The organism is Clostridium rhizosphaerae, from assembly GCF_016765585.1.
Classification (GTDB): domain Bacteria; phylum Bacillota; class Clostridia; order Clostridiales; family Clostridiaceae; genus Clostridium_AT; species Clostridium_AT rhizosphaerae.
On record NZ_JAESWC010000001.1, the window covers coordinates 333,949 to 346,689 of the forward strand.

Annotated in this window: 13 protein-coding genes; 3 read left to right on the forward strand and 10 right to left on the reverse strand. The window is 32.5% G+C overall.

The features are described 5' to 3' along the window. Positions 1–22 precede the first annotated feature (22 nt). Positions 23–1,153 (reverse strand): ribose-phosphate pyrophosphokinase, encoded by a 1,131-nt coding sequence (locus JK636_RS01650; RefSeq protein WP_207751675.1) that lies wholly within the window; start codon positions 1,151–1,153, stop codon positions 23–25. A 338-nt stretch (positions 1,154–1,491) separates the two neighbouring features. Then, entirely contained in the window at positions 1,492–3,219 is a 1,728-nt protein-coding gene (locus tag JK636_RS01655; RefSeq protein WP_202747093.1) for an alpha-glycosidase, read from the reverse strand. 194 nt (positions 3,220–3,413) lie between these two features. Here JK636_RS01655 and JK636_RS01660 point away from each other — a divergent pair, with 194 nt between their 5' ends. Beyond that, a complete protein-coding gene (locus JK636_RS01660) occupies positions 3,414–4,085 on the forward strand; it encodes a helix-turn-helix domain-containing protein (protein ID WP_202747094.1) in 672 nt (223 codons plus the stop codon). A 59-nt stretch (positions 4,086–4,144) separates the two neighbouring features. Here the strand turns inward: JK636_RS01660 and JK636_RS01665 are convergent, their stop codons facing one another. The 4 genes from JK636_RS01665 to JK636_RS01680 all read right to left on the reverse strand — a co-directional run bounded on the left by JK636_RS01665 (position 4,145) and on the right by JK636_RS01680 (position 6,751). Continuing rightward, a complete protein-coding gene (locus JK636_RS01665) occupies positions 4,145–4,516 on the reverse strand; it encodes a phage holin family protein (RefSeq protein WP_202747095.1) in 372 nt (123 codons plus the stop codon). 161 nt (positions 4,517–4,677) lie between these two features. Then, positions 4,678–5,139 (reverse strand): DUF6241 domain-containing protein, encoded by a 462-nt coding sequence (locus tag JK636_RS01670; RefSeq protein ID WP_202747096.1) that lies wholly within the window; start codon positions 5,137–5,139, stop codon positions 4,678–4,680. 184 nt (positions 5,140–5,323) lie between these two features. Further along, positions 5,324–5,488, reverse strand: coding sequence for a hypothetical protein (locus JK636_RS01675; RefSeq protein ID WP_202747097.1), 165 nt, complete (start codon positions 5,486–5,488; stop codon positions 5,324–5,326). Positions 5,489–5,839: 351 nt separating this feature from the next. Next, the gene (locus JK636_RS01680) at positions 5,840–6,751 is read right to left on the reverse strand and encodes a nitroreductase family protein (RefSeq protein WP_202747098.1); all 912 of its coding nucleotides are present in this window, start codon (positions 6,749–6,751) and stop codon (positions 5,840–5,842) included. Positions 6,752–6,910: 159 nt separating this feature from the next. Between JK636_RS01680 and JK636_RS01685 the strand changes: the two genes are divergently transcribed. Then, a complete protein-coding gene (locus tag JK636_RS01685; protein WP_202747099.1) occupies positions 6,911–7,282 on the forward strand; it encodes a pyridoxamine 5'-phosphate oxidase family protein in 372 nt (123 codons plus the stop codon). Positions 7,283–7,441: 159 nt separating this feature from the next. Here JK636_RS01685 and JK636_RS01690 read toward each other — a convergent pair whose 3' ends face one another. Both JK636_RS01690 and JK636_RS01695 read right to left on the reverse strand, forming a co-directional pair. After that, positions 7,442–7,873: a YhfM domain-containing protein gene (locus JK636_RS01690; RefSeq protein WP_202747100.1), complete on the reverse strand. Its 432-nt coding sequence runs from the start codon at positions 7,871–7,873 to the stop codon at positions 7,442–7,444. A gap of 196 nt (positions 7,874–8,069) precedes the next feature. Beyond that, the gene (locus JK636_RS01695) at positions 8,070–8,684 is read right to left on the reverse strand and encodes a class I SAM-dependent methyltransferase (protein WP_202747101.1); all 615 of its coding nucleotides are present in this window, start codon (positions 8,682–8,684) and stop codon (positions 8,070–8,072) included. 323 nt (positions 8,685–9,007) lie between these two features. Here JK636_RS01695 and JK636_RS01700 point away from each other — a divergent pair, with 323 nt between their 5' ends. Next, on the forward strand, positions 9,008–10,321 hold the full coding sequence (locus JK636_RS01700; RefSeq protein ID WP_202747102.1) for an APC family permease: 1,314 nt from the start codon (positions 9,008–9,010) through the stop codon (positions 10,319–10,321). Positions 10,322–10,403: 82 nt separating this feature from the next. Here the strand turns inward: JK636_RS01700 and JK636_RS01705 are convergent, their stop codons facing one another. Beyond that, positions 10,404–11,600, reverse strand: coding sequence for an MFS transporter (locus JK636_RS01705; protein WP_202747103.1), 1,197 nt, complete (start codon positions 11,598–11,600; stop codon positions 10,404–10,406). Continuing rightward, a complete protein-coding gene (locus JK636_RS01710) occupies positions 11,591–12,607 on the reverse strand; it encodes an ROK family protein (protein ID WP_202747104.1) in 1,017 nt (338 codons plus the stop codon). The genes JK636_RS01705 and JK636_RS01710 overlap by 10 nt, the downstream gene beginning before the upstream one ends. Positions 12,608–12,741 lie beyond the last annotated feature (134 nt).

The window sequence follows — 12,741 nt, forward strand, 5'->3', positions numbered from 1 at the left end:
AAAGTTCCTCTTGCATTTGAAATTATAAAACAGATTGATTTACAAGTTCTTTAATATTCCAGGTTGTATCAACTAGAGGGCTTATTGATTTATCTTTATTAACATAATCTATCACTGTAGAGATAAACTCAGACATATCTACTGCCTTAAACCACTCAGCTTCTCTAGCCTCTTTGGGAACATAGGTTAAGTTTGTAGAATAAACTCTGTCTATAAGTCCATTTTCATAAAACTCATTAAATTTATTAACACCTTCTGTAAATAATGCAAAGGTAGTTGCAACAAATATTCTTTTGGCTTTTCTACCCTTTAGTTCCTTGACTATATCAAAAACAGACTCACCGGATGCAATCATGTCATCAACAATTAAAACATCCATGCCTTCCACATTTCTTCCTATATATTCATGCTGTATTATAGGATTTTTTCCTTTTACAACAGTTGTGTAATCTCTTCTTTTATAAAATAGTCCAATATCAAGTCCTAAAACACTTGAGTAATAAATTGCTCTGTCCATAGCTCCTGTGTCTGGGCTTATGGTTATCATTTTAGACTTATCAATTTCGATATCCTCATTATTTATAAAGGACTTAACAATGTCATAAGTAGGATATAAGTTTTCAAAGGTTAATAAAGGAATCGCATTTTGAACATTTGGATCATGAACGTCAAAGGTATATATATCCTTTACTCCTAATCTTTCAAGCTCTTGAAGGGCCAAAGCACAGTCAAGAGACTCCCTGCTCTTTCTCTTATGCTGCCTTCCTTCGTATATTATAGGCATTATAACAGTTACTCTTCTTGCCTTACCGCCTATAGCAGATACAACTCTTTTAATATCCTGAAAATGCTCATCCGGTCCCATATGATGAGTAAAGCCATACATATCATAAGTGCAACTGTAATTTCCTACATCGCACAATATGTATATATCCTTGCCTCTTACTGTCTCTCCAAGCTTAACCTTACCCTCACCATTTGAAAATCTTACAGCATCTGTGCAAATAAGATAGCTGTCAGGACCTTCTTCATTGCTCTCTTTTCTTTTTTCTACAAGGTATTTATCTATTTTAGCTCCTATTTCTTTACAGCTCTCTAAGGCTATAATACCAAGCTGACCATAGGGCATCTTATTAATTAAATCATAAGTCATAATTTTTCTCCTTTCAGTCGAAACACTGGGTAATCTGGAGCACTCGCTCCCTTTGGGCACTGGGTAACTTAAGATATTCGCTTCGCTCATAAGTTACCCGCTAAAGTCCATTTAGGACCTTAGCCTCGAAGATTACCCGTTGAAGTCCATTTAGGACTTCAACCTCCTTTTTCAAAACCTTTTCATCAATTATTATTGTAATGAATTATGACGAATAATACAACCCAAAATACGACACTTTTCTGCTTTTATTTAAATAAAAAGTATTTTTGTAGAATATCACATAAAATTAAATTAAGGGAAGTCATGAAACTTCCCTTAGCAGACCTTTTATTAATTTATCTTATTACCTTTAAGATTTTAAACTCCATCTTATCTAACTGCAGTTCATTTTCTATTGAAACAGCTTTTCCTGAAACAAGATCTATAGTTTCTGCCGAAACTTCTACTACAGCCTTTACAGCTTCATCATTATTATTTATAGCTACGATGATTGTTTCATCTTCTAAGCTTCTTTCAAAAATTACCACATTATTTCTTAGGTATATTTCCTTGTATTCTCCATGAACTAATGCTTTATTTTCATGTCTTACAGCTATAAGTTTTTTATAAAGCTCTAAAAGCTCTGTGTTTTGCTTTTCCTTATCCCAAACCATGCAGCCTCTGCACTGAGGGTCATCACCGCCAGCCATTCCAACTTCATCGCCATAATAGATATAAGGAACACCCATGTAGGAGAACTGGAAGGCAATAGCAAGCTTCATTTTTTCTACATCACCATCGCACTCTGTTAAAAATCTCTTAGTATCATGGCTGTCAAATAAATTCCACATCTGCTTTATAACACTGTCCATATATATTGTTCTATTCATTGTAAGTATATTGTCAAACTGTACTTCATTTATCTTTCTCACTGCAAAGAAATCAACCATAGCGCCTTTAAAAGGATAATTCATTATAGTATCCAATTCATCCCCTCTTAAGAAGGAAGAAGCTTCGTGCATTATTTCTCCAATTATAACAGCCTCTTTGTTTACTGCCTTAACTCTTTTTCTAAAGGCTTTCCAGAATTGATGGTCAACCTCATCGCAAACATCAAGTCTCCAGCCATCTATTCCGATTTCCTTTACCCAATACTCTCCTACCTTAAGAAGATATTCCTTAACCTCTTCATTTGCGGTGTTGAGCTTTGGCATATAGGCAGCACCATTTGCAAAAGTATAGTAGTTAATCTTTTCAAGGCTTACAGGATATTCATATGGGAAATACCAATCCTTATACTTTGAGTTTTCCTGGTTCTTTAAAAGGTCTTCAAAGGCGAAGAAATCACTTCCGGAATGATTAAATACAGCATCAAATACTATCTTTATTCCTCTTTCATGACATCCCACTACAAGCTCTTTAGCAGTCTCAATAGTTCCAAACTGAGTATCTATATCAAAATAATCTGCAGTATTGTACTTATGATTTGAGGTAGATTTAAATACTGGAGTCAAATATAAAAGAGTTATTCCTAATTCCTTTAAATAATCTAGTTTTTCAATAATACCTTGAAGATCTCCGCCAAACATAGATTTTTGAGTTATCTCTCCTCCCCACTTTTCAGTATTTTCAGGGTCGTTAGCCTTGTCTCCATTATAAAAACGATCAGGGAAAACTTGATAAACTACCGCCTCCTGAAGCCACTTTACTTCTTCATAAACATCAGCTTCACCGATATAAGCAAATTGGAAGCCTGTAGCTTCTGGTTTTTCTACCTCTCCTCTAAATCCCCTATCATCAAAATATATGTTGTTTCCTTCATTATCTAAAAGTTCAAAGAAATATCTATATCTATTCTTTTCTACCTTTATATCTGCTTCATAATAATCAAATAATTCCGACTGAGACATTAACTTCATTTCCTGTACTTCAAAAGGATTTGTCCAATCATATCTGCATTTATAATAAACCTTGCAAACTTTAACGTCATTTCTAGCAGTTCTTATTCTAACGGTTAAGGTATCCTTGTCCTTTGCGTAAGCGTAGGGTACATCTACTACATGGTATACGGCATGTTTATTCATAATTGCCTCCTGTTTATTTTTATTATTATTTTGGTCTTTATGCTTCGTATTATATCAAAGTGAAAATTTAAGTCTTGTACTGTATTAATATTTTTTGTATATAAATTATGTGAGTTATGTATTGACCGTATATTTTTATAATGTTAGATTAATTTTAGAGAGTAGTTTTGTATCCTTATAAAGGAGGCTGAATTTTGGATTTAGATTTTATATCAGATAAATATTTTTTTAATCCTACAATATCTACTTTAATTGAATCAAATTCAAAGCAGATAATCATTGATTTAATAAAGAATAAACAATTAGAAGAAATAGAAGACGAGGTTTCTTTTGAAAATAAGAAAATAGACTTATTTATATGGAATGCAGTTTACATAAGAGAAATTCTTACAAAAGGCACTTATGCTCAGAATCTTCATCTTCTTTATAACAAGTTTTATAGGAAAATATCAAAGGCTTCAACTATAAAAGAGCTTCAAATTTTTGAAGTTGAAATTGCTTCAGCATATCTGGATTTATTAATTTACGACGCCGAGGTTACTGACAGTTTTATAGTTAATAAAATGCTTCAATATCTGCACATTAATATAGAGGCTCATACAACTGTTGAGGCTCTTGCCAAAAGCCTTAATATATCCAAAGGATATGCTTCAGATTGTTTTAAGAAACATATGGGTGTTACTATTATGCAATATGCAAAAAAAATAAAGGTTGAAAGAGCAAAAACTCTGCTGCTAAATTCTACAAGCAGTATTCTAGAAATAGCTTCACTACTTGGCTTTTATGATCAAAGTCATTTTACAAAAGCCTTTAAAGAACTTGTCGGAGTTACTCCTACAGAATTTAGAAACAGCCATTATTTATAATTCAATTTAAAAGAGTCTTAAATCATGATGACTTAAGACTCTCTTATTTAACAAACTACTTACATAACTCTCTTTCCGCCTGGGAGGAAAGAATCAATTACTCCTATAAGAAGTGCTGCTATCAGTGCACTTATTAATCCAACACGAAAGCCTGTAACAATGTAGCTTGTAAGGTATATAATAGCTGCAGAAACTATAAAGCCTGTAAGTCCTCTTCCAAATGGGCTTGCATTAAAGCCTGTAAACTTTTGTATTAGATAATCTAATCCAGCTATTACTACAGCAGCTATGAGTAGTGTCCATATCCCATTAATAGTGAAACCTGGTGTTAAAAATGCTACTATAGCTAAAACTATTGCTGAAACAATTATTCTTGTTATGAAATGACCTATACCAAAACCGTCATTGTCATCTCTTCTTCTGTCTTCCATAAAAATACCTCCTTGATTTTATAGCTTTCAAAGTAAATCTGCCTAAGCTTTTATAGTAGCAGTTTACAAATTGAAGCTATATAGTTGGTTTATATAACTTATTATTCTAAGTAACTTGAAATCTTATGTATGAATTCTATATGCAAATTTTTACTCTAATCTTAATGAGCCTCTGCCGCTGGTCCTGCATTGCCTCCAAGCCTTATCCAAAAATAATTATGCTCATCACCAATATAATCAAAATTACCTTTATCCCATCTATCAATAACTTCAAATATATAGTTTTTATCTGGATAATTCATCTGCTTGACTATTTCTCTCACTGCTTCAAGCTGCTTACTGTTTATTTCAAGTTTGCCGCTTTTATCTTTGTGATCTGATGAAAGCTTGCTGTTAGCCATTCTATGCATTTCATCATAAATAATTATTTCATCCTTAAAATCTACTTGTGCTAGTTGACCTGAATTAAAAACTGCTGTATCAGGTATATTATTTTGTTTAACATAAAGTCTCTCTCCAAAATTAAAAGAAATAGAAAATAATGCAGCAGCTCCAAAAATACTGCAGCAAATAAGCTTACCATTTCTTATATTTATCTTTTTTAAAAAATTTAACTTTACCATAACTATCTCCCTAAAATATTTATTCCATATAGAAAGTATTAATAATCTTTTCATTGAGCTGTCCCAAAACGTCTAATCTTCAAGGACTTATGGGACAGCTCAATGTAATTAGATTATTACTTCCTATATAAAGAATTTTGTCTAGTTAATGGTAAAGTATTCAACTTAATAAAAATAATTTAAATTATTTGCCAGGCTGGCAGCTATTGTTGTCTTTAGAATGGTCATAATCATTATTTGACCAAGATATCTCACTTATCTCATCAGCTTGCTCTATATCAAAAGCACTTGTTCCTTTTATTCTGCCTCTAATTACTTCTTTTTTATTTTTTGCATTATTTTTATCCATATTAAATCTCCTTTATCTTTGTAACTTTACATTTATATTTCCCATTAAAAATCAAAATATATATTTCAATTTTATATTTTAAGATATAACTTAACGGGTTGTGCTAGTTCAGCTAACCTGCATAGATATATAAAATATGTAGAAAGAACATTGAGCAAGCAACTAGAAGTTCTTAGTGAAGGAATAGGTATAAAACTTTAGTGTTGTTCGTTTGTTTGAGGTATGAGTTTAACGAAAACACTTAGTTTTATGGCTATTCCTTCACTTAGAATTTCTTTGCGAAGTGAACAGTTCTTGGAACATATTTTATATATCGGAGCATAGTTAGCTGAACTAGCACAAGGAGTTAAATTAATGAAATTTAATATTTGCAAACCTTCTTTTCAATGCAAAGCTATATTTTATACTAGGGTATCCAAAAATAACCATTATGCCGTTTTTATTTTTTAATGGTATTTCATATTTTTGTTTTATTGTTTTTCCAAAAATGTTTAATAAAATATTCGGTGTACCCAGCATGCAGCTTCCAAGTCCTAATGCTTGTGCTCCAATCATTGCATAAGTTGCAGCAACATAAGGATCAGCAGGATCAGCATACTTGGATGCATGAAAGAACATTGCTAATGGTGCAGAGTAAGTTAACCAGTTTATTCCTTCATCATATTTATTTATAAATGTATCAAGAGCAGTTGCTGCAAAGGATTTAAGCGAGTCATAATTTTCTTTACCCATAAAAGGTCTATAAATCTTAAGCATAGCAGGTGAAAAAAGCCATTTGTTCTTTTTAAGCACATTAACTAAATCCAAAGTAAATTCTTGAACCTTTTCTTTATTGTCTAATACCATAACTTCAACGTCAGAACTTCCGAGACCATTAGGTGCAGTTGATGCAGCCTCCAATATTTTTTGTATAATCTCGCTTTCAATCTTTTGTTCATTGTAATCTCTCACACTTCTGCGTGATATCATTAATGATTTTATACTTTCATAATCAGCTATGCTTTCATTATTAGGCATCTCAATAACATCATCCGGAGTCATATCTCTTCCGTTGACCTTTATTGCTTTATTTGGGCATACCGCCATGCATTGTCCGCATGCAATACATCCAAACACTCGATTATGATCTACTTTAACCATTTTATCCTCAATAAATAATGGTGCTCCCTTGCATACCTTAGTACATAGCCCACAAACATTGCATCTATCTCTATCTATTTCAACCTTAGCGCATTCGTAAAATCTTCCTGTTTTTAACGCCATAAGTTCCCACTCCCTCTTATTTAATAAATTGTATTTTTACAAGTAATTTAAAAACAAAAGCTGCTTCCGTAACAAATGTCATAGAATCTAAAATTTTTAAGTAATATAATTTTTATTGAGCAAAATATACTTAGGATAATTGATAAAGGAGGATAAAAAATGTTTCCTAAAAAAATGTTAGAGGTTTTAAATCATGAAGGTGTGGTGTCCATCGTAACACAAGGTGAAAATGAGCCCCATATAGTTAATACATGGAATAGCTACTTAAAGATTTCTGAGGATGGAAAAATAATATTTCCTGCAGGAACTATGAAAGTTACTGAAGCTAATGTTAATAAGAATAATAAAGTGCTTATGACCTTAGGCAGCCGTGAAGTTCAAGGCTTTCATTCAATGGGTACCGGATTTTTAATAAGCGGCACTGCAGCCTTCATAAAAGAAGGGACTGCCTTTGAAGAAGTGAAAAGCAAATTTCCTTGGTCACGAGCAGCAGTTGAAGTTAAGGTTGATTCTGCTACTCAAACACTTTAATTATTTCGTTATTAATATCAGCATGAAAATTATATTTGCTTTTAAGAATATTGGTATATAAAAAAATCCGTCTTAAATCTAGATATATGGGGATGCTGCAAAACACTCCCACTTATCTATTTCTAGTATAATGTTAGTTTCTATAGTTATAATACCTTGTTAATCATCACCCAAACTTTTACAAGTAATTATCTTAAACAACTCTTCGGAATCTTTTTTGCTTAATTGAATATACTTTCCTTCATTATCTATAACGAGCTCTATCTTATCTTTATTGGGACTTATCCATAATTCATAAATAAGTTCTTTTGCTTTCTGATCTTCTCCAATATGTTCAAAATGAAATTTATATTGAGGAGGATACGCCATACTTACTTTTGCATTTTCCCAGTTAATTCTCTTAAGAATAGTCTTTACATCTTTAACTTCTTTGCTATCGGTAATCTCATAGTAAAGCTTATATTTATCTGATCCAATGACTTGTTTTTCAACTACTATTTTATCTCCATCATTCTCAATATTAATTAAATACCCAACTAATAAAATTAAAAATATGGCAATAAAGACTATAATAATTTTATTTATTTTCAAGCTTACTCCCCCAGAACTTTTACTTTACTTGTAATACGATGTAGTATTTCAATTAGTTTATTTAAAAGAATACTCCAACTTCTAAATATATCATATTCTTTGTTGTCTTATATATTCACTTATAGCATGTGTCTGAAATTATTCCTGCATTTTTTCTGCAGCCTCCTTAAAATGCTGTAATTTAATATCATTAAAATCACTTCTTTCTCATAATTACAGCTTGAAAATCCATATTTCTGCCAACATCAATCTGTTCAAATTCAATTATATCGAAAACCTCACTTAACACTTCTTTAAGCTTACCTTCAGAGTATGATGAGAAAAAGCGTGGAGTATTTGCAACTTCATTTACAAACTCTCTTTCTGAATCCTCGCCTCCATATACCCCCATATAGAATAATCCTTTTTCATTAAGTACCGAATTAATTTCATTCAAAACTTTAGGTAAATCAGTTTTGGGCACGTGCAAAAGGCTATTCATAGACCATATACAATCAAATTTTTTATTTAAATTTGAGATATTATAAAAATCCAGTTCATACGCTTCAATGCCTTTTTCCTTACACAATCTAATCATTTTACTAGATAAATCAATAGCTATAACACTTAATCCCCAATTCATAAAGAATTGACTATCATTGCCTGTACCAGCCCCTATTTCCAATAAGGAGTTTTTATTCTCTGACTTTACATAACTTAAAAATTGATCTCTTTGACTCTTCTTCCATTCTTGTTTTTCAGATATATTTCTTAATTCAGCTTCTTGGTTATAAAATTCTTTTAAATTTAATTTCACTATATTTGTATCCATAATTTAAATAACCTCCTAATTATTTTTGTCTATATTTAATTTCCGTATTTCTTTTCAAAATTTTTCTACCACGCTTATCTTAATCTTATCCTATTTAATACATCTTTTACAGCTTTTATTTAAGACAAAGTATGAAATATTATTTGTATATTTACGGCTATCACTTTTAATTATCATTAATTCTTCAGTTAAAAACAAAAGCAAAATATTGTGAATAATTTATCAATTTAGAAGGATATTAAAATCCTTCATCGAATATAATACAGTGACGGAAAAATTTCATAATAAGCAATCATATTAATACTGAATAGGAGTTGATGAATATGGAACAATCCAGTACTAAATTAAAAAAAGAGCTTGGATTATTAGCATCTATAACAATAGTTATAGGAATGGTTATTGGATCAGGAATTTTCTTTAAACCAGCTATAGTTTTTAAGAATGCAGGCTCACCTATTATGGGAATTATGGCTTGGGTCATAGGAGGACTTATTACTGTAGCCTCTGGACTTACTATTGCAGAAATCGCAGTTGCTATACCTAAAACTGGTGGTGTATTTATTTATCTAAAAGAACTGTACGGAGATAAGTGGGCATTTTTATTTGGATGGGTACAAACTGTAGTATATGTTCCCGGCTCTGTTGCTGCACAAGCTATTATACTAGCTACCCAGTTAACTTCCTTTATAGATTTAAACCATACTCAGCAGCAGCTGTTAGCTATATTCTTCTTATTTTTTATAGCTGCAATGAATATTATATCTACAAAGCTTGGAGGGAAAATACAAGTTGTTGCAACAATAGCCAAGCTTGTACCTATAGCAGTGATAATTATATTGGGCTTCATGAATGGAACAGCTAAGGGAATTGTACTTAATACAGGAGGACAGTCAGCCTTTAAAGGTTTGGGGGCAGCTATACTAGGTACCCTTTGGGCCTATGACGGCTGGGTCAGTATCGGAAATATGGCAGGAGAATTGAAGAATCCTAAAAAGGATTTGCCAAGATCAATAATACTAGGTCTATCCTTAGTTATAGTTGTTTATACCTTGATAAATATTGCACTAATAAAAATTATGCCTGTTGATGCTATTATAAATTCAGGCAAACCAGCTTCAGATGCTGCCACAGTACTGTTTGGAAGTGTAGGTGCTAAATTTATTTCTGCAGGAATAGCTATTTCAATTTTTGGTGCATTAAATGGTTATATGATGACCGGAGTGCGTATACCTTTTGCTATGGCTCAAGACAAGCAACTTCCTTTCTCAGATGCTTTAGGAAGTCTAAATAAAAAACTTCAAACACCAATCAATTCTTTCATACTTGTAGTTGTATTGGCATCTTTGTATGTTTTGTCAGGTTCCTTTAACACGCTTACTGACCTGGTAATGTTTATATTATGGATATTCTTCACAATGGCCATAGCTGGAATCTTTATATTGAGAAAAAAGTTTAAGCACATAAAAACCTCTTATAGAGTTCCTTTGTATCCTGTAGTACCCCTTATAGGAATAGTAGGAAGTATTTATATAATTATAAGCACATTGATAACTAACATTTCCTATGCTGTTTTTGGTACAGTTATAACTTTATTGGGACTACCGGTATATTACTATCTAAAAAATAAAAAGAGTTAAGAAAGATCAAAAGCGGAAGCTGCAAACGGATTTATGTGTTTCTTTATAAAAATCCTATCTGCCGCTTCCGCTAATCATATTTCTATGACAAAAGTTCTTTCTTAGCATCTACACGCTTATTTAGCATCTCTACCATTATAAACATAAGCACAAGTATACCGCCTGTGTAGAAAGGCATAAGTGAATATCCTATATGCGATGCCAAAATACCAAATAGAGGCGGCATAAAGGTGCTTCCTATGTAGGCACATGCCATTTGTACTCCCATAATTGATTGAGAATATTCTGCCCCAAAGTTCTTAGGAGTTTCGTGCAGCATACTTGGATATATTGGTGCACAGCCTATTCCTGTCATTATAAAGCCTATTAGTGATGTAACTTTCCCAAAAGGAAGCATAATCAAAATTATACCTGCCCCAATTAAAACTTCTCCCAACCTAATCATTTGTCTATTGCTCAACTTGAGTGTAATAAAGCCTGACAAGAACCTGCCAAAAGTGATACCAAAATAAAAAAGTGATGCCCATTTTGCAGCTGTTTCTGCTTGAATTCCTTGGGTCATAACTGCAAAGCTGCTTCCCCATAGACCTGTTGTTCCTTCTATAGAACAGTAGCAGAAGAAGGCTATCAATGCAGGTTTTGCTCCAGGAAGCTTTAAAAGCTCCTTTTTACTTATTATTTTATGCTCTTGTTCTTGTTCACTGCCAAGCTGAGTATTATTATTTGGTACTGCCTTCTTCCAAAATGGCAAGGTAATAATTAATATAGCGACCAGGCTAAACTGAATAATCGCAACAATACGATAGCCTAACTGAAAGATAGCTCCTCGCTCTAAACAATATGACATAATAATTGGTCCTGTCATAGCTCCAACACCCCAAAAGCAATGAAGCCAGCTCATATGTTTTGCTTTATATTTTAGCGCTACAAAGTTATTGAGTGCAGCGTCTACTGAACCAGCTCCAAGTCCTAATGGAACTGCAAACAGACAAAGCTGAAAAAACTTGTTGCTTATGGAAAAGCCTAATAATGCCGCTGCTGTCATCAATACACTGATGCAGGTAACTAAACCGGTTCCAAATTTCCTGATAACCTTATCGCTAAATAAACTGGATATAATAGTTCCTCCAGCTATAATCATTGAAACAATCCCGGCATAAGAAATTGGCACCCCCATGCTTGGATACATAGACGGCCAAGCTGAGCCTAAAAGCGAATCCGGCAGCCCAAGACTAATAAATGCTATATAAATTATAATTAATAAAACTGTTAATACCATTCTTTAACTCCCCCATTTCTTTCCAACCTACTAAGTGCTATACGAACCATTCCGTATTCAAAGTCTTTTTCAATGTTCTTTTCAAATTCAATGTTCGGCAAAAAATTTCCATTAAGAAGCTTTTGAACTCTCGATATTAGCTCTTTTAAAATCTCTTCTGTCAAAAAGTCTCCATAAAACATAATACGTTCCGGAGCTAAAACACAACTGTACACAACTACAATTTGACTAAGCATAAGAACTACTTCTTCAGAATTATTATAATCTACTTCATTCCAAGATGGACTTAAAGGTATCCATCCAACTTCTCCGGCAAAATTTTTACATCCTCTATATATCTCTCCTTTTATTACAACGCCTGCTCCCGGTCCATACACACGTGGATAATAAAGCCCCACCACCGTTTGAACTGTTTCAGTATTTTGGCGCATATAGAATCCACATACGGTAGCATTGATGTCATTTTCATAAAAAACTGGAGCTTGGTATTTTTCTTGATAATAAGATAAAAATTTATCTCCGATAATACCTGGATAATCATGTACATAAATTATCCCATTTTCCTCTGCTCCCGGAAGGCCAAATACTATTTCCGAAATATTTTCATATGTTTTAAAGGCTGTCTCTATCCACTTATCAAAACTATCTGTAACAACATTTGCATAATATTCTTTTTTGCGTTCTAAGCACTCTCCAAAAGAGTTAATAACCAGCATGTGAAACAAATCTTGATTATCATCTTCGTATCCATAAATAATTATTGCTTTTCTATAGTTTCCATTATAAACATATTGCTTAGATGGCCTCCCACCATTAGATGGAACTTCCTCCCCTTCTATCACTTCTCCTGCAGTAACCATTTCACTTATTAGAGCATTAACTGTAACAACACTTAATTCTGTTAATGCAGCTAATTCAGGCTTTGTAGCTTTTCTACTCTCTTTTAAAACTTGTCTTAAGATATTCTTATTTATCTCTTTCATCTGAGTTCGGTTTGCCTTTAACAATTAGTCAGCCTCCTGATTTTACTCTCTTTAAATGCTATAGCATTACTTAATACAGTAACTTTATTAAGTCGCTATATTAAGTTTAGGCTAAAATACATTATTTGTCAAACCATGCTTAAAGTTTCTTTACAAAT

Coding starts and splice junctions, on each gene's coding strand:
- JK636_RS01650 (WP_207751675.1), bottom strand. CDS start 1,153: ATGACTTATGATTTAATTAATAAGATGCCCTATGGTCAGCTTGGTATT.
- JK636_RS01655 (WP_202747093.1), bottom strand. CDS start 3,219: ATGAATAAACATGCCGTATACCATGTAGTAGATGTACCCTACGCTTAC.
- JK636_RS01665 (WP_202747095.1), bottom strand. CDS start 4,516: ATGGAAGACAGAAGAAGAGATGACAATGACGGTTTTGGTATAGGTCAT.
- JK636_RS01670 (WP_202747096.1), bottom strand. CDS start 5,139: ATGGTAAAGTTAAATTTTTTAAAAAAGATAAATATAAGAAATGGTAAG.
- JK636_RS01675 (WP_202747097.1), bottom strand. CDS start 5,488: ATGGATAAAAATAATGCAAAAAATAAAAAAGAAGTAATTAGAGGCAGA.
- JK636_RS01680 (WP_202747098.1), bottom strand. CDS start 6,751: ATGGCGTTAAAAACAGGAAGATTTTACGAATGCGCTAAGGTTGAAATA.
- JK636_RS01685 (WP_202747099.1), top strand. CDS start 6,911: ATGTTTCCTAAAAAAATGTTAGAGGTTTTAAATCATGAAGGTGTGGTG.
- JK636_RS01695 (WP_202747101.1), bottom strand. CDS start 8,684: ATGGATACAAATATAGTGAAATTAAATTTAAAAGAATTTTATAACCAA.
- JK636_RS01700 (WP_202747102.1), top strand. CDS start 9,008: ATGGAACAATCCAGTACTAAATTAAAAAAAGAGCTTGGATTATTAGCA.
- JK636_RS01705 (WP_202747103.1), bottom strand. CDS start 11,600: ATGGTATTAACAGTTTTATTAATTATAATTTATATAGCATTTATTAGT.